Source organism: Gemmatimonadota bacterium (assembly GCA_030747075.1).
Taxonomy (GTDB): domain Bacteria; phylum ARS69; class ARS69; order ARS69; family ARS69; genus ARS69.
The window spans coordinates 37422-52675 of sequence record JASLLL010000013.1 but is presented as its reverse complement, the minus strand read 5'-3'; the positions used below and the strand labels follow the sequence as shown (position 1 = coordinate 52675).

Annotated in this window: 16 protein-coding genes and 1 tRNA gene; all 17 read right to left on the bottom strand. The window is 65.5% G+C overall.

What is annotated here, in order from left to right; all coding sequences use genetic code 11:
- Positions 1–92: 92 nt before the first annotated feature.
- The 17 genes from QF819_06175 to ispE all read right to left on the bottom strand — a co-directional run bounded on the left by QF819_06175 (position 93) and on the right by ispE (position 15244).
- Positions 93–1211: an ABC transporter substrate-binding protein gene (locus QF819_06175; protein ID MDP6802743.1), complete on the bottom strand. Its 1119-nt coding sequence runs from the start codon at positions 1209–1211 to the stop codon at positions 93–95.
- Positions 1208–2563, bottom strand: coding sequence for a sodium-dependent transporter (locus tag QF819_06170; GenBank protein MDP6802742.1), 1356 nt, complete (start codon positions 2561–2563; stop codon positions 1208–1210). The genes QF819_06175 and QF819_06170 overlap by 4 nt, the downstream gene beginning before the upstream one ends.
- Positions 2564–2650: 87 nt before the next feature.
- A complete protein-coding gene (locus QF819_06165; GenBank protein MDP6802741.1) occupies positions 2651–4171 on the bottom strand; it encodes a penicillin-binding protein activator in 1521 nt (506 codons plus the stop codon).
- 299 nt (positions 4172–4470) lie between these two features.
- Positions 4471–4953: a bifunctional nuclease family protein gene (locus QF819_06160; GenBank protein MDP6802740.1), complete on the bottom strand. Its 483-nt coding sequence runs from the start codon at positions 4951–4953 to the stop codon at positions 4471–4473.
- Positions 4950–6131 carry a peptidyl-prolyl cis-trans isomerase gene (locus QF819_06155; GenBank protein MDP6802739.1) on the bottom strand — a complete coding sequence of 394 codons (1182 nt, stop codon included), beginning with the start codon at positions 6129–6131 and terminating at the stop codon, positions 4950–4952. The genes QF819_06160 and QF819_06155 overlap by 4 nt, the downstream gene beginning before the upstream one ends.
- Positions 6132–6151: 20 nt before the next feature.
- On the bottom strand, positions 6152–6916 hold the full coding sequence (gene rplI / locus QF819_06150; GenBank protein ID MDP6802738.1) for a 50S ribosomal protein L9: 765 nt from the start codon (positions 6914–6916) through the stop codon (positions 6152–6154).
- Between the two features lie 10 nt (positions 6917–6926).
- Complete coding sequence (locus QF819_06145; protein ID MDP6802737.1) at positions 6927–7877, bottom strand: DUF2232 domain-containing protein; 951 nt, start codon at positions 7875–7877, stop codon at positions 6927–6929.
- 21 nt (positions 7878–7898) lie between these two features.
- Entirely contained in the window at positions 7899–8126 is a 228-nt protein-coding gene (rpsR, locus tag QF819_06140; protein ID MDP6802736.1) for a 30S ribosomal protein S18, read from the bottom strand.
- A 78-nt stretch (positions 8127–8204) separates the two neighbouring features.
- Positions 8205–8660 carry a single-stranded DNA-binding protein gene (gene ssb, locus QF819_06135; protein MDP6802735.1) on the bottom strand — a complete coding sequence of 152 codons (456 nt, stop codon included), beginning with the start codon at positions 8658–8660 and terminating at the stop codon, positions 8205–8207.
- Complete coding sequence (gene rpsF / locus QF819_06130) at positions 8653–9219, bottom strand: 30S ribosomal protein S6 (protein ID MDP6802734.1); 567 nt, start codon at positions 9217–9219, stop codon at positions 8653–8655. The genes ssb and rpsF overlap by 8 nt, the downstream gene beginning before the upstream one ends.
- Before the next feature lie 177 nt (positions 9220–9396).
- Positions 9397–11454 (bottom strand): sodium-translocating pyrophosphatase, encoded by a 2058-nt coding sequence (locus QF819_06125; protein ID MDP6802733.1) that lies wholly within the window; start codon positions 11452–11454, stop codon positions 9397–9399.
- 82 nt (positions 11455–11536) lie between these two features.
- Positions 11537–12133, bottom strand: a complete 597-nt coding sequence (pth, locus tag QF819_06120; protein MDP6802732.1) for an aminoacyl-tRNA hydrolase — start codon at positions 12131–12133, stop codon at positions 11537–11539.
- On the bottom strand, positions 12117–12815 hold the full coding sequence (locus tag QF819_06115; protein ID MDP6802731.1) for a 50S ribosomal protein L25: 699 nt from the start codon (positions 12813–12815) through the stop codon (positions 12117–12119). The genes pth and QF819_06115 overlap by 17 nt, the downstream gene beginning before the upstream one ends.
- Positions 12816–12862: 47 nt before the next feature.
- Positions 12863–13801 (bottom strand): ribose-phosphate pyrophosphokinase, encoded by a 939-nt coding sequence (locus tag QF819_06110; GenBank protein ID MDP6802730.1) that lies wholly within the window; start codon positions 13799–13801, stop codon positions 12863–12865.
- A gap of 95 nt (positions 13802–13896) precedes the next feature.
- Positions 13897–13971, bottom strand: a tRNA-Gln gene (locus QF819_06105).
- A 44-nt stretch (positions 13972–14015) separates the two neighbouring features.
- Complete coding sequence (spoVG, locus tag QF819_06100; GenBank protein MDP6802729.1) at positions 14016–14324, bottom strand: septation regulator SpoVG; 309 nt, start codon at positions 14322–14324, stop codon at positions 14016–14018.
- A 41-nt stretch (positions 14325–14365) separates the two neighbouring features.
- Positions 14366–15244, bottom strand: coding sequence for a 4-(cytidine 5'-diphospho)-2-C-methyl-D-erythritol kinase (ispE, locus tag QF819_06095; protein ID MDP6802728.1), 879 nt, complete (start codon positions 15242–15244; stop codon positions 14366–14368).
- Positions 15245–15254 lie beyond the last annotated feature (10 nt).

Below are 15254 nucleotides of genomic sequence, written 5' to 3'. Positions count from 1 at the left end.
GGGTTGCGACCGTCCGCGGTGAGCATGGTGCGACGCACCCCGCGTGGAGTCAAGCGGATCCCGAAAGCCGCTGCCCGCGCGGGATGGGGCGATCAGTCCTCTGCGGGAAGAATGGCCTCGACCCGTCGGAGGAACACCGGACCTCCTCCCCCGAGAGAGGAAACCGCCGGCGCCTCCCGGAGAGTTCCGCTTCGCGACACCGGGACCGGTCCGGAAGCGCCGTCGTGCCCTTCCACAAAAGGAAGCGCTCCGGCAAGGCCACTCCGGCTTGCCCCTCCCCGCGCCATACCCAGCGAGAGAAGCCGTGCCGCATCCCACCCGGCGGCCAGCGCCGGGGTCAGGCGCACTCCCGCCAGCGTGCATTCCTCCCGAAGCCGGCGGCACCCCGGAGAAGTCCCCGTGTCGCTGAAGAAGGACACGCGATACGCCGCGGCCCCCTTCTCCCCCAGGGAGGCTGCCGCATCGAGATTCCACCCCTCCGGGAAGAGAAACGCAGGGGGACTCTCACGCCTTCCCCGGGGAATGGGCACGCTCCCGGCCCAGTCGGACGGCCCGGCAACGAACACCACATCCGGGCGTTCCCCTCCCGACGGAGGCGGAGCCACTCGCCCGGAGGGGTCCGGCGAGAGGGTCCACAGAATCCGCCCGCCTTCGCCTTCAAACTCGTGAGCGAACCCCGCACGCAAGAGACGCGACGCCTCGCTGGCGTCCGACCCGACGATCCCGGCCAGCGACGCACCCAGATCCTCCCGGGCGAACCCTGCGGCCGCGACGCCCAGCGACTCAATCCGATGGAGGGCAAAGACGCCATCGCCGCCGGAGGAGGGTCCCGTGAACGCCAGCGGAGAGAGCAGAAGGCGGACCGGCGGGTTCTCCAGCGGCGCCGCGCTCAGTATGCGCCCGTTTGCGGCAATCCACCCCCCGACGATACCGACCACCGAGGAGTCCGCCGCCAGCAACTGGAGCGCGGCCAGCGTCCCGGTGGGAGTGCCCAGCCCGTCAGCAACGCGCAACTCAAAAGCAAGCTGGCCAGGAGAAGCCGCCGCCATGCGCAATCCAGCCAGCACTTCCGTTCCGGCGTCCGCGTAGGGCCCCGACAGCGGCAGGACCGCGCCCAGCACGGGAAGCGGATCCGGGTCCGGGGCCTCTCGCGCGCACCCCGAGGCAGCCAGCAGAAGCAGGGCTGTGGCCCATCGGTGGAAGTCGCTCATTTGCCGAACGGAAGCGCGCCCATCTTGAACAGGATCACGAGAAGAACCAGAACCGGAGTCACAAACCGGATGAGGAAAGTCCACACTGCGGCAAGCCCCCGGCCAGCGCCGCCGAGAGCGAGCAGTCCGGACTCGCGATCCTCTCGACGGAGCAGCCACCCCGCCGCGATCGCGATCCCCAGCCCGCCGAGAGGGAGCATGTAGCGCGTCGTCAGATCGTCGAGGAAATCGAGAACCGGCATCCAGACCGCCGACGCCACCCCCACCGCCCAGATGAGCCCACCGATGATCCAGGTGGCACGGGGCCGGGCGAATCCGTGTTCGTCGGTGAGGTAGGCTACGACCACCTCCAGAAGCGAAATCGCCGAGGACCACGCCGCGAAAATGAGCAGCACGAAAAAGGCGATCCCGAAGAAGGTGCCCAGCGGCATATCGAGAAAGAGCCCGGGAAGCGTGACGAAGACCAGCCCCGGCCCTGTTCCCGGTTCTCCGTTTGCCTGAAAAACCACCGCGAAAATCACGAGGCCGGCCAGGAGGGCGATCGCGGTGTCGAGGATAGCGACGGCCAGCCCGTCCCGGACGACATTGCGTTCGCTGCCCAGGTAGGATCCGTAGGTCACCATCGCGCCCATCCCGAGCGAGAGGGTGAAGAACGCGTGCCCCAGAGCTTCCAGCACAGCCTCCGGACTCAGCTTCCCGAAGTCCGGACGGAAGAGAAACGCGGCCGACTCCGCCAGCCCGCCCCGGAACCCCACATAGATCAGGAGGAGCACCAGAATGCCAATGAGTGCGGGCATCAATCGCTTGCAGGCCGATTCGATCCCGTCATGCACTCCACGAGCCACCACGGCGATGACCAAGCCCATGAAGAGAGTGTGCCAAATGGTTGACATGACAGGGTTTGCGGTGAGTGCATCGAAGGTCGCTCCAGCTCCATCGACATGAGCGGGGATGAGCTTCACCGACACGCCAAGAAAGTGGAACGCCCATCCGGCCACGACCGAGTAGAACGACAGGATGAGGAAACCCGACCCTACCGCGAGAATCCCCACAAACCAGCTTGCCGCCATCCCGGCCGGCCCCTGATGTGCGGTCAGTCCCCGGATGGCACCCAGCACATCCTTGCCTCCACGGCGCCCGATGATCAGCTCCGAGTACATGAGCGGCAGCCCGACCACCATGATGCACAGGAGGTAGACGAGGACAAACGCCCCGCCCCCGTACTCTCCGGTGATGTAGGGGAACTTCCAGATGTTCCCCAGCCCGACGGCGCTTCCGGCAGCGGCAAGGATGAACCCCAGGCGACTGCCCCAGCGTCCGCGGGAACCTGAAGATACCGGGCGGCGATCCATCAAAACTCCCTCCTTTGGGGGGAAGGTCGTATCAGGCACCCGGCCGGGATGTCGAGCGAAAAGACGAAGACCGGCGGGCAGGCACGATCACTCGCGCCAGAGAGACGCCGGGTTGCGGGAGACCTTCGTGGGGGGCTCCTCGACCTCTTCCTCGGCTTCCCCGGCATCTTCCACCCCGTCGACCGTCCCTTCCGCGCCCACTTCGTCCGTGTCCTCCCCCTCCTCCGGAACCGGCTTTGCCTGCGGTGGCGGCTCCGGGTCCGGCTCCGGGGGAAGATTGAATCGGGCTGCCCATTCGACGGGGCCGAACACCCCATCCCGGAAGGTCACGGTCTCCACGACGGCCGCGTCCGGGGGTGACTCCCAGAGATTCCGGAGCTTCAGGGCAAGAGACAGCGCTCGCCTGGATTCGGTCCCCATCGCGCACGCTGTCAGGAGATCCGCCATGGCCCGATAGCCGCCCACATGGAAGCGCGTCACCTCTCCGTGAGACCGGGCGTGGACGGCACGCGACAGCCTCATGCGAAAGTCCGACTCGGGGAGTTCCGCGCGTTCGGCAGCAAACACCGCTCCCTGCAGCGCCGAGTTCCCGGAGTCCAGAACCCGCGGATCCAGCCAGGGGCCGTTGCCGAAAACCCGCGGGGTGAAATCGTAGAAGCCCAGCTGCGGCACGAGTTTCTCAAGTTCCGCCACCCCCCCGGGGAAGTAGACGGCCTCGACGCTCTCCGCTTCCAGTCGATCAATCGGGTTTCGGAAGTCCGTTTCCGACGGGTCGTATACCAGCGAGAGAAGCACTTGCGCCCCCAGGCTCTCTGCGGTGAGACGAAAGGCCTCTTCGAATGCGGCCCAATCCTCTCCCTCCGGCAGAAGGACCCCCAGGCGATGGTAGCCCAGCACATGAACCGCCGCTTCGGCCAGAGGAGACGCCAGAGCTGACGCGGGGGGGGCCAGCGTGAAGACGCCGGAACCGTCCATCGAGAGGCGCGGATCTCCCGCCAGTGGTGCCAGAACGGGAATGTCCCAGGCCGCAGCCATGGCACCCACCCCGTGGGCGCTGCTGCTGAGAAGCGGCCCGATGATCGCGACGCTCCGGTCTTCCCTGATGGCTGCGCGCGCAGCCGACAGGGCTACGGGGAGGCTGCCTCCCGTATCTCGCACCACAAGACGAGGCGGAAGGGAATCGCCGCCCGCGCCGTCCTCCAGAGCCAGGCGAGCGCCGAGAACAAAGTCCGCACCGAACTCCGCAAGGCGGCCGCTGAGAGGTGCCAGGACGGTGACGGACGCCCCATGGTCCAGATCTCCGCGCTGCCGCAGTTCCGCCAGAACCAGCTCCCGGGAGTTCCCGGCCCCGCTCTCGCGCGAAAGGCCCCGCAACTCCGGCAACGGGACTCTGGACAGCGCAGACACCAGATCCGTGTGCCGCTTCTTCCGGCCTTCCCCGGAAGACTCATCCCACGCAAGCATCCAGGATCGTGCCGCTTCAGCGGGGTGCCCCTCCGCCGCCTCACAAAGAGCGACCCCCTCCCACGCTTCTGCCCGAGCGGTTCGACCCGAAGGTGCGCTCGCTACCTGCGAAAACGCCAGCTTCGCTTCGGGGAATCTTCCCATCTGCGCCAAAGTGCCCGCCTCTAACAGCATCAGGCGAACCTCGAAAGCCGACCCCGGATGGGTGTCCCGGTATTGCCGCGAAACCGCAACCGTACTCCCCGGATCAGACAGGCGCAGGGCCGCACGAACAGCCGGGGGGTATTCGGGAGTCGTCGAGGCGGGGACAGGCTTCGGAGTCCGGGGAACAGGGTCGACGGGCACCACCGGCGCGCGCGTGCCACATCCTGCGAGGAACACCGACAGCACCAGGAGGGAGAGGCCTCCGCAAGTCCGCAGCACAGACTGCCGCGCCACGCAGGCTAGGACCACAGCTTTCCGAACTCCTCCGGGTCCATGTCCTCCAGTTTTCGCTGAAGATCCTCCATGGACTTCTCCTCTGCCATGGGCGCCAGGTCTTCTTCGTCGCGAAGAAGTTCCTCTCGCACGAAGATCGGGGAGGAACTCCTGAGAGCCAGCGCAATGCAGTCCGAGGGACGGGCGTCGATGGAGAGGAGCTCTCCTTCCCGTTCCAGAAACACGCGCGCGAAAAAGGTGTTTTCCTGCAAGCCGACAATCGCCACGCGGGCGACGCGCGCCTTCAGTCCTTCGATCACGGTCTTCAGGAGATCGTGCGTGAGCGGACGCTGGAACTTGCGCCCGGCCAGCTCGATCGCAATGGAACTGGCCTCCGAGGGACCGATCCAGATGGGGAGCATTCCTCCGCCACCCTCTTCACGCAGGAGAACGACGGGCGTGTGAGTCCTCTCGTCGATGGCCAGCCCGGACACCTTTACTTCCATCATGGCGAATCCTCCTCATCGGGAGGGGGTGGCGCTGCGACTGCGGAAGGAGGCTCTCCCTCTGTCGGTGAAAGCAGCCAACGCGCCGACGCGGCCAGATCCGACTCGGGGAACTCTTCCACAACACGGCGGAAGGCCCGCTCGGCTCCGTTTGCATCCGCGAGTTCCTCGCGCAGGATAAAGCCGATCATGAACAGCGCCTCGACCTCGTACCTGCTCCCTGAATACTCCTCGACCAGCTGTTCGTAAAGGGCCAGCCTGCGCCGGGGGGAAGGTTCCGCCTGAGCTTCTTCAAAGAGCCGGCGGACGCCAGCCTCCGGATCCTGCTCTTCCGGGTACTCCACGCCGTATTCCCCGCGCAGCGCCTCCATGACATCCGGCACCAGCTTGCCCATGCGCTCTTGCGACATTCGAGCCAGAATATCTGCGCGGGCAGCCTCGAAGGGGCGCGTGCTGGCGGGACGCTCTTCTTCGATCCGGGCGACATGGAAGCCGAATGCGGTCTCAAAGACCTCGCTCACCTCCCCGGGAGCCAACTCAAAGACCACCTCATGAAAGCGCGGGTGATTCCCGAACCAGCCCACCGCCCGGCCTTTGCGAATCCACTCCGGGAGAAGCCCGTGTTCCTGAACCACCTGAGGATGGTCGCTCTGGCGCCAGCAGGCATCCTCTAGGTCCAGCTGCCCCGCGACCACCTGCTCCCGGATCTCATCCGCCTTCTCCCGGGTGGATACCAGAAGCTGCCGCACCCGGAGTGTTCTCCGAACGCTGTAGTCCTCCTTGTGGGAGTCGTAGAAGGCACGAAGGTCTTCTTCGGAAACGCGTGCCACCTGGTCTCTTCGCCGGTCCAGAAACGCCCGCGAGAGGATGCTCCGGCGAGCGGCCCGCAGCGCGGCGGCAACGCGTGGATCCTGCTCCAGTCCGTCATCCAGCGCGCCGCGATAGAGAAGTTCCTCTTCCACGAGGCGGGCAAGGACCTTTTCCCGACCCGAAGGGCCACGCAGGCCTGCCCGGATGTCGGGAGGAAGTTCAGCAAAGTGCGAAGCGACCGCAGACTCGGTGATGGGGGTGCCCCCGACCACGACGAGCACTGCGTCATCCGCCTCCGTGGAGGAGTCTCCGGAGCACCCGGAGATGAGCAGCAGTGCCGGAAGAGCTGCGCGCCTCCAGGGAATAAACATCCGACCCCTCCTGCCCTTTCTCAGGATTCGGTGGACTCCGGTGCGGGCTCTTCCGTCTTGGCCGGAGAATCCGCGTCCGAGGACGCTTCCTCTCCGTCAGACTCCTCGGCGCCCTCGGGCACGGTCGCCCTGGATTCCGCCTCTCGAGCTGCCCGGGCAGCGGCTTCCTCTTCTTCACGGACCTTGCGCTCCTCGGCGCGGCGGACTGCCTCGGCCATGATCTCCTCGGCCTCTTTCTCCCGAACAGCACGCTCCTCGGCCTCCAGCCGCCGGACCTCTTCGGCCTCTCTCTCCGCGGCCTCGAACTTCTCCTGCTCCATCTGAGCGCCTTCGCGGGAACCGCCCTCGCGATCCACAAACACGGTCACGACCGTCTCCACATCGGGGTGGATGTTCAACGCGACATCCATCACGCCAAGCCGGCGAATGGGCTTCGGCAAACGGATCTTGCGCCGGTCCACTTCCATTCCGGCCTGCTTCAGAAGAAGGGCAATCTGCTGGCTCGTCACCGAACCGAATGCTCTGCCTTCGCGGCCAATTTTCAGCGTGGCAAAGACATCCGTGGCTTCCAGAAAGGACCCCACCTTCTCGGCATCCCGGAGCGATCTTTGCCCCCGGACATCCGTCAGCCGCTGCTCTTCCTCCATCATGCGGACATTGCCCGGCGTTGCCGGAACCGCTTCGCCACGCGGAAGCAGGTAGTTCCGGGCGAATCCGGCCGCGACATCGACCTGTTCACCCCGGCTCCCGACTTCCTCCACATCCATCGTCAGTATGACCTTCATGTCATCTCCCCTATTCTTGACCGTCCCGTTTCGACGGGCGCCGAAGGAAGCCCAGAGGATTGTCCCTCTCACCGGGGGGGCGTAACCCCCTGAAATCAAACCAAGTGTCGAAAACCCCAAGACCCGTCGTCACGGCCAGATGGGCAGGCAGGAAGAACACTGTCAATCCCGCCAGGACCACAAGCTGTCCCGGTCTTCCGAGTCCGCGCTTCCGGAGGAAGCAAACCTGCACGGCAAGTCCCCGCAGAACACAGGCAAAACCCGCCAGGTACACCAACCCCCAGCCCAGGCTCTTCCCCGCGTCCATCGGGAGAAGAACCAGGACCAGCCCGACCAGAAGCGCCCACACCACCCGGTCGGGAACCTGCCACAGCTCCAGCGGCGGCAGGCGTGGAATCCGGCCGCCTCCAACCCAGCGGGATACCCCCGCATAGCCGAGCGCCAGAAAACCCCAGAACACGGTCGCCAGATAGGCCAGCCAGATTCGGCCGAGCACATCCAGCGCCACCTCAGCCCCCACGCGAAGTTCGTCCAGCCGCTCCGCGGGAATATCTCCGCGCACGGCCGCTCCACGGAGCAGCTCGTCCAACACCGAGCGAACTTCCTCGGCCAGCAACCCGCCCCCTCCCGGAATCGAGAGAGAGACGAGCAGAACCATGGGGACGGTGGCCCACACCAGAGCTTCCCCGGGTGACCTTCCGCGCCCCAGTGCACGCGCGATGACCCACCCGGACGCGACCGCCGCCGTAAACTCCGGCAAGCGCGGCCCCATCAGCCCGGCCACCACGAGTGCCCCCGCACCCATCGCCAGCGCCCAGCCCAAAGCCCCCACGCGGACGGCCCATGCCAGCGACGCCGCCGGGACGAGTAGCCAGGGAAGAAAACCCAGCCCGGGAACCGCCCCCGCGACGATAAAGGCCGTCGGAGCCAGCAGCGCCAGAGCCGTCAGTCTTCGATCCACCAGCCTCACCCCCTCGGACGGCTACCGGTGGTGGTAGTGCTCCGCCGAGGAGGGAAGCAACGCCAGATAGCGCGCCCGCTTGATCGCCGTGGTCAAAGACCGCTGGTGATACGCGCAGTTCCCCGTAATCCTCCGGGGAACAATCTTCCCCCGGTCCGTCACATAGCGGCGGACGCGACCGATGTCCTTGTAGTCCACCGCGCCGAGCCTGTCCTGATCAAACCTGCACACCTTGCGGCGATCACCCATGCTGCTGCCTCCTTCAGGCGGACCCACCCGATCCCTCCGGCCCGGGAGCCGGAGGAACCATGCGGGGTCTTCGAGTATCTAGAAGGGAATGTCGTCTCCATCGCCCTGGGACGAACCCCCCGGAGCGGCTGATTGGCTCTGTCCGCCACCGGCGTAGGCCGGAGCGCTCTGTCCATCGCCACGCCGGTCCAGAAACTGAACGCGGTCCGCGACAATATCCAGTCCGGTACGCTTCTTGCCGGTCTCCTTGTCTTCCCAGGACCGGCTCTGGAGCCGCCCCTCGACAAGCACCGAACTCCCCTTCTTCAGGGAATCCGCGCACCGCTCCGCCAGTTCACGCCAGGCGGTGACATCGACGAAGCAGGTCTCTTCCTTCCACCCGCTGGCGTTGTCCCGGTCCCGGATGTAGCGATTGGAAGCCAGTCCCAGCTTGGCGACGGCAACGCCGGTCTGGATATAGCGCACCTCGGGATCCCGGGTGAGCCGACCTGTGATCATGACTTTGTTCAGGGAGGGAAGCTTCAGTTCACTCATGGTTATTCTCCCCTTCCGCAGAGGTCGTGGCAGGTTCCGCCACGGGCTCCGGAGTCGGTGCTCCGGTGTCCGCCGACTCCGCTACGGGTTCGGTCGATTCGGCGGAGTCTGCGGTTTCCGTGCTCCCGGAAGACGGTGCGTCCTCCTTCGCATCGGCCGACTTCGCCCGATCTCGATCCCCACCCCGTTCGCGGTCGCGATACCCTCCACGCCCACGGAAGCCTCTGTCGCGTTCTTCGGACTCGTTTTCCCGGCCGATCTGGTCCAGCGGCGTTCCCTCGCTGACAAGCAGGAGGTAGCGCAGCATATTGCTGTTCAGTCGGAAGGTCCTCTCCAGTTCGGGAATCTGCCCCTGATCGAGGCTGAACCGGAGGATGTAGTACACACCTTCGGTGGCGTTGCGGATCGGGAAGGCCAGCCTGCGTCTTCCCCAGAGCTTCTCTTCGGTGACTTCGCCGCCGTGGGAAGTGATGAACTCCTTGATGGAGTCTACTTCCTCGGTGATGCCCTGCTCTTCCAGAGAGGGCACGAGAATGAAGGTCGTTTCGTAAATTCGCATGCTTGGGTTCCTCCCGGGAACGACCCCTTCGCGGGGGTCGGTCATGCGCCTGCAATGTCGGATCCTGCCACAAGGGGAGGCAGTCTACCCGCCCTCCAGGCCGTCGTCAAGCCCGTCAAAGTGGCACTCTCCCGGACAGCCGGAGGGGTTCACGCCCCCCCGGCGCCCGGTGCAGAACTAGAATATCGGGGTCAGCTTCGCAATGATCGGCGCAAGAACCAGGCTGATCACGGAGACCAGCTTGATCAGGATGTTCAGCGAAGGTCCGGCCGTGTCCTTGAAAGGATCTCCCACCGTATCGCCAACCACCGCCGCCTTGTGGGCGTCGGATCCCTTTCCGCCGTGAGCCCCTTCCTCAATGTACTTCTTCGCGTTGTCCCATGCGCCGCCCGAGTTCGCCATGAAGATGGCAAGCACCACACCCGAGACGGTCACACCGGCCAGCACGCCCGCCAGCATTTCCGCATCTCGCAGGACCAACCCGAAGAACACCGGCGTCAGAATCCCCAGAAGCCCCGGCACCACCATCTGCTTGATGGCCGCCGCCGTGGAGATGTCCACGCAACGCGCGTAGTCCGGCCGCGCCGTCCCTTCCAGAATCCCGGGGATCTCCCGGAACTGGCGGCGCACTTCTTCGATCATGTCGAATGCGGCCTTCCCCACCGCCTTCATCGCGAAGGAGGAGAAAAGGTACGGCAGCATTCCCCCAATCAGGAGTCCGGCCATCACATTCGGCTTGGAGACATCGATGCTCTCCACTCCCGCGATCTTCTGATACGACGCAAACAGCGCCAGCGCCGTCAGCGCCGCGGACCCGATCGCAAAGCCCTTCCCGATGGCCGCCGTGGTATTCCCGACCGCGTCCAGCTTGTCCGTGCGGCCGCGAACCTCCGGTGGGAGTTCCGCCATCTCCGCACAGCCGCCCGCGTTGTCGGCGATGGGCCCGTACGCGTCCACTGCCAGCTGAATCCCGGTGGTCGCCAGCATACCGAGCGCTGCAATCGCAATCCCGTACAGACCGGCAAGGTGGTGCGAAACCAGGATGGCCAGCCCGATCACCACCACAGGCAGCGCCGTGGAGGTCATGCCCACGCCGAGACCGGCAATGATGTTGGTAGCACTCCCCGTCTCGGAAGCATGCGCGATGGACCGCGCCGGCCCCTTCGACTCCGCCGTGTAGTACTCCGTCAAGAGGCCCACGAGAATTCCGGCGACGAGCCCGGCAATGGTCGCGAAGAAGACGCTGGACGCGGGCGGTGCGCCCTCCCCCCCGGCGCTTCCACCAAGCACGGCCGGAATGACGAACCACGATGCCACAACCATCAGCGCGCCCGCGCCGAAGGTCCCCGTGTTGAGGGCCGCCTGCGGGTTGCCGCCTTCCTTTGTCCGAACGAGAAAGGTCCCGACGATCGAAGCGATGATCCCCGTGGCTGCGAGAACCAGCGGCAGGAAGGCATAGACGCCGGCAGCCGCGCCGAACGCAGTGGCCAGCACCATGGCGCCGATGATGGACCCGACATAGCTCTCGAAGAGGTCCGCGCCCATCCCCGCGACATCACCGACATTGTCGCCGACATTGTCCGCAATGGTCGCCGGGTTCCGGGGGTCGTCCTCCGGAATGCCCGCCTCGACTTTTCCGACGAGGTCCGCGCCCACATCCGCGGCTTTCGTGTAGATGCCGCCGCCCACGCGCGCGAACAGCGCAATGGAAGAGGCGCCCAGACTGAATCCGGTGAGCTTCTGGATGATATCCGCCAGCCCACTGCCCCCCGCCCCGGATCCGCCATAGGCAATCCAGAGCCCGCCGAGGCCGATGACCCCCAGCCCGACCACGCCCATCCCCATGACGGTCCCGCCACTGAACGCGACGCCAAGCGCTGCATTCAAACTCTCGCGGGCCGCGTTCGTGGTGCGGACGTTCGCGGCGGTCGCCACGCGCATCCCGATGAACCCGGCTACGCCCGAACAGAGCGCGCCGACCACAAACGACAGCGCGATCAGCCCCATCCCCTGCCCGCGATAGGCCAGAAACAACAGCCCCGCCACAACAAGAACGAACACACCAAGGACACGGTACTCACGGCCCAGGAACGCCATGGCTCCTTCACGAACCGCTTTCCCGATCTCCACCATCTTTTCGTTGCCGGGATCCTGCCGATTGACCCAGTTTGCCTTGAATAGGGCAAACAGGAGAGCCAGACATCCGGCCGCCGGAATCAACCACGGGTTGTTCATGTGGTGCAAAAACCCCCGATTCAGAACACTCGGAAAAAGGGACGCGCAACCTGCCCGTCCCCGCGAAAACCGACTAAATCCATCAGCCGGCGTTGAACTCGTTCATGGCCGCGTCCACGCCCTCCCGAAGGAAAAACCGGACACCATCCACCGCCACGGCCACGGTCCGATCGACCGCCTCGCGCTCCTCTTCCCGGAACGCGTCCAGCACATGCTCCACAACGCCCGCACGCGCCGCCTCCACCTCCGGACGACCGATCCCCAGCCTCAAGCGGGGAAACGCCTCCGTTCCCAAAGCCTCGATCACCGAGCGAATCCCCCGGTGCCCGCCCTCGCCCCCGTCCCGACGAAATCGAACCCGCCCGAGGGGGAGATCCAGATCATCCGAAACGGCCAGAAAGTCCTCCGGGGCGACGGCGTGCGAGTCCAGAACCTCACGCGCCGACTCCCCGCACCGATTCATCCACAAGAGCGAACGCGCCAGAACTCCCGTTCGCCGACCTTCCGTAAAGCGACGCTCCACCCAGGAGCCCGCGCCCGCACGGAACGCTCCTTCGGAACCCCCGGCCAGCGCGTCTACGACCATCACGCCCAGGTTGTGCCGGGTCCGGGCGTATTCCGCGCCCGGATTTCCCAGCCCGAAGACGATGAAATCCACAGATTCAGGACTTCGCCCCATCGTCCCCGGAATCCTCCGCACCTTCGGCCTTCTCGGCACCTTCCTCGGCACCCTCGGCACCCTCGGCACCCTCGGCACCCTCGGCACCCTCTTCGCCTTCTTCTTCCTCCTCCGTCGGCTCTTCAACCACCGTCGGGGCGGCGACCATGGCAATCACGCGGTCGGATTCCTCCTGGATGTCGGCTCCGTACGCGGCGAGGTCCGAGACATGGACTGAATCGCCGATCAAGAGCCCCGAGACATCCACTTCCAGATGAGACGGAATGTCCGACGGGAGACACAGGACCTCGACCTCCCGGGTGACATGCTCCAGCACGCCGCCGAAAGTCTTCACGCCCTCGGGTTCACCCGTGAGGTGAATAGCCACCGCCACGCGGATCTTCTCCGTCATGGAGATGTGGTGGAAGTCGAGGTGGGTGATCTCGCGACTCAGCACATCGATCTGGGTCTCACGCACGATCGCCCGCAGCGGATCGCCGCCACTGATCACGACATCAAACAGGACATTGTCGCCGTGGGATTCGGCCAGCGCTTCCAGGTACTCCTTGCGTCCCACGGACAGCGACTCCATCCGGCCCTGCCCGTAGAGAGCCGCCGGAATGCGCCCCTCGCGGCGGAGAGTACGGGCTCCGCCCTTCCCGAGCCGCTCCCGGGGCGCTGCTTCAATCTGGATCGTCTTCATGTACGCATTCCTTGCTGGGCCCGCCCCGAAGAGTCAGGCAGTGAAACTCAGTTGTCGAACAACACCGAGAGCGACTCCATCCGGTGAATCCGGAGGATCGCCTCTGCAAAAAGAGAAGCCGTGGACAGCACGGTAATCCGGTCGGTGGAATCTCCGGGTGGAATCGTGTCGGTGACAATCAGCCCGGACACATCCGACTCGAAGAGACGCGTCCGGGCTTCGCCGGACAGGACCGCGTGCGTAGCGCACGCATAGATGTCCCGCGCACCCGCCTCCCGGAGGGCCTTCGCCGCCTGAACGAGCGTCTTCCCCGTGTCGATCATGTCGTCGATGATCAGCAGGTTCCGCCCCGCCACCTCGCTGGCGCCGATGACATTCATCACCTCCGCCTCGTTCGCCTTGGGCCGCCTCTTTTCCACAATGGCCAACGACGCGCCGAGTCGCTTCGCGTAGGCGCGCGCCATCTTCACGCTGCCGAGGTCCGGGGCGACCACCGTGATCTCCCCCGGATCAAACCGCGAGAAGTGCTCTGTAAACAGCGGCGCGGCGTACAGGTGATCCACCGGAATGTCGAAGAACCCTTGAATCTGCGAAGCGTGAAGATCCATGGCCAGCACGCGGTCCGCTCCGGCGGTCGTGATGAGATTGGCCACGAGCTTTGCGGCCAGGGAGACGCGCGGCTGGTCCTTGCGATCCTGCCGGGCGTATCCGAAGTACGGAATCACTGCGGTGATTCGGGCGGCCGAGGCACGCGAAGCCGCGTCCATGAGCATGTACAGCTCCATCAGGTGATCCGCACCGGCCAGCGTCGGCTGGATGATGAAGACATCCACGCCCCGGACATTCTCGTTCAGCTTCACGAAGACCTCTCCGTCGGAGAAACGGGAGATCTCCGCGGACCCGAGCTTTGTTCCAAGCTCGTCCGCGATCCGGGCGGCCAGGTCGGGATGGGCCGTCCCCGAGAACAGAACCATGTCGTCCGCCAAGGGTCACTCTCCTCCGGAACAGGAAGGGCGCAGAACGGGCGCGCATTCTAGCGAGGATCCCGGGGGCGGGGCAAGCTGAATCCGGCGACGCGTGATGGCTGGGGCGGGAGGATTCGAACCTCCGAATGCCGGCTCCAAAGGCCGGTGTCTTACCACTTGACGACGCCCCAGCGTGATCCCGCCCGGAAGAGCGCCCCCCCCAGGGGGACGAGAATCAACCGCCTGCGTCCCTCGAAGCGTCCGCATACTCCCGGGCCGGCTCATCCTGCCGCTCCGCTTCGATATAGTACTCGTCGAGAACCTGCTCCTCCAGTTCCCTTCGCATCTCCGCGCAGATCGGGTGGGCGACATCCTGAAATGTCCCGTCTGACTTTCGGCGGCTCGGCATGGCGACGAAAAGCCCCTGGTTCCCGTCAATGACCTTCGCCCCCCGGACGACAAAACATCCGTCGAAGGTGATGGTCACGAACGCCTTCAGCTTCTCTTCTTCTCGAAGAGATATACGGACCTCGGTGATTTCCATGGATGCATCCCCCCGCTCCCACACTCCCAGCCACCCTGTCTTCAGGGGGAGGTCGTCTCCTCCACCTGACTCGATGCCACCGACGCGCGATAGACCCTCCAGCGGGAATCCTCCATCTCCGCCGCAACGCGGTTCGCGCTCTCCGCGTCGGCACTCACACCCAGGACCGTCGGACCACTGCCCGACATGACCGCTCCGAGGGCTCCGGCCGAAAGAAGCCGCTCCCGGATTTCCCGGACGATCGGGTGTTCCGCCTCTACTCCCGGCTGAAGATCATTGACCAGGTGCGGCCCAAGGAGTTCCGGCCGCCCGGTCGCCAGTGCCACGCGGAGCATGTTGGTCGCGCCCGTTGCCCGGGGGTGTTCTTCCGGAATGTGATCGAAGGCCCATCCCGCGGAAACCCGAATGGGAGGATGAACCAGCACGAACTCCGGCACGACCGGCACCGACAGGCGCTCCAGTTCCTCTCCGCGCCCCTCTGCAACACAGATCCCCCCGCGAAGGAAGAACGGGACATCCGAGCCGAGCTCCAGCCCCAGACTCTCCAGATCCGCGCCGGACAGACCCAGGTCCCACATTCGGTTGAGCCCGGCCAGTACCGCCGCCGCATCCGAGCTGCCGCCGCCGAGTCCCGCCGCCACCGGGATTCTCTTCAGGACGCGGAGATCCAGCGCGTGCCGAACTCCGGTTCTTTCCATGAGGAGCGTCGCTGCCCGATGGGCAAGGTTGCCTTCGCCACGGGGAGTTCCCTGGCCTGCGTGGAAGACGAACCCCCGCCCGCCCGGCGTGAAGGTGACGACATCTTCCAGCGTTACGGGAACCATGATACCGCGAAGAGAATGGTACCCGTCCGCGCGCCTACCCAGCACTTCCAGCGACAGGTTCACCTTCGCGGGGGATTCAACGACGAGTTTCTTCACTCCTGGTCCC

Bases quoted from the DNA above. Each gene is read 5' to 3' on its own strand.
- QF819_06175 (MDP6802743.1), bottom strand. From the start codon at position 1,211: ATGAGCGACTTCCACCGATGGGCCACAGCCCTGCTTCTGCTGGCTGCC.
- QF819_06170 (MDP6802742.1), bottom strand. From the start codon at position 2,563: ATGGATCGCCGCCCGGTATCTTCAGGTTCCCGCGGACGCTGGGGCAGT.
- QF819_06165 (MDP6802741.1), bottom strand. From the start codon at position 4,171: ATGGGAAGATTCCCCGAAGCGAAGCTGGCGTTTTCGCAGGTAGCGAGC.
- QF819_06160 (MDP6802740.1), bottom strand. From the start codon at position 4,953: ATGATGGAAGTAAAGGTGTCCGGGCTGGCCATCGACGAGAGGACTCAC.
- QF819_06155 (MDP6802739.1), bottom strand. From the start codon at position 6,131: ATGTTTATTCCCTGGAGGCGCGCAGCTCTTCCGGCACTGCTGCTCATC.
- rplI (MDP6802738.1), bottom strand. From the start codon at position 6,916: ATGAAGGTCATACTGACGATGGATGTGGAGGAAGTCGGGAGCCGGGGT.
- rpsR (MDP6802736.1), bottom strand. From the start codon at position 8,126: ATGGGTGATCGCCGCAAGGTGTGCAGGTTTGATCAGGACAGGCTCGGC.
- ssb (MDP6802735.1), bottom strand. From the start codon at position 8,660: ATGAGTGAACTGAAGCTTCCCTCCCTGAACAAAGTCATGATCACAGGT.
- rpsF (MDP6802734.1), bottom strand. From the start codon at position 9,219: ATGCGAATTTACGAAACGACCTTCATTCTCGTGCCCTCTCTGGAAGAG.
- QF819_06125 (MDP6802733.1), bottom strand. From the start codon at position 11,454: ATGAACAACCCGTGGTTGATTCCGGCGGCCGGATGTCTGGCTCTCCTG.
- pth (MDP6802732.1), bottom strand. From the start codon at position 12,133: ATGGGGCGAAGTCCTGAATCTGTGGATTTCATCGTCTTCGGGCTGGGA.
- QF819_06115 (MDP6802731.1), bottom strand. From the start codon at position 12,815: ATGAAGACGATCCAGATTGAAGCAGCGCCCCGGGAGCGGCTCGGGAAG.
- spoVG (MDP6802729.1), bottom strand. From the start codon at position 14,324: ATGGAAATCACCGAGGTCCGTATATCTCTTCGAGAAGAAGAGAAGCTG.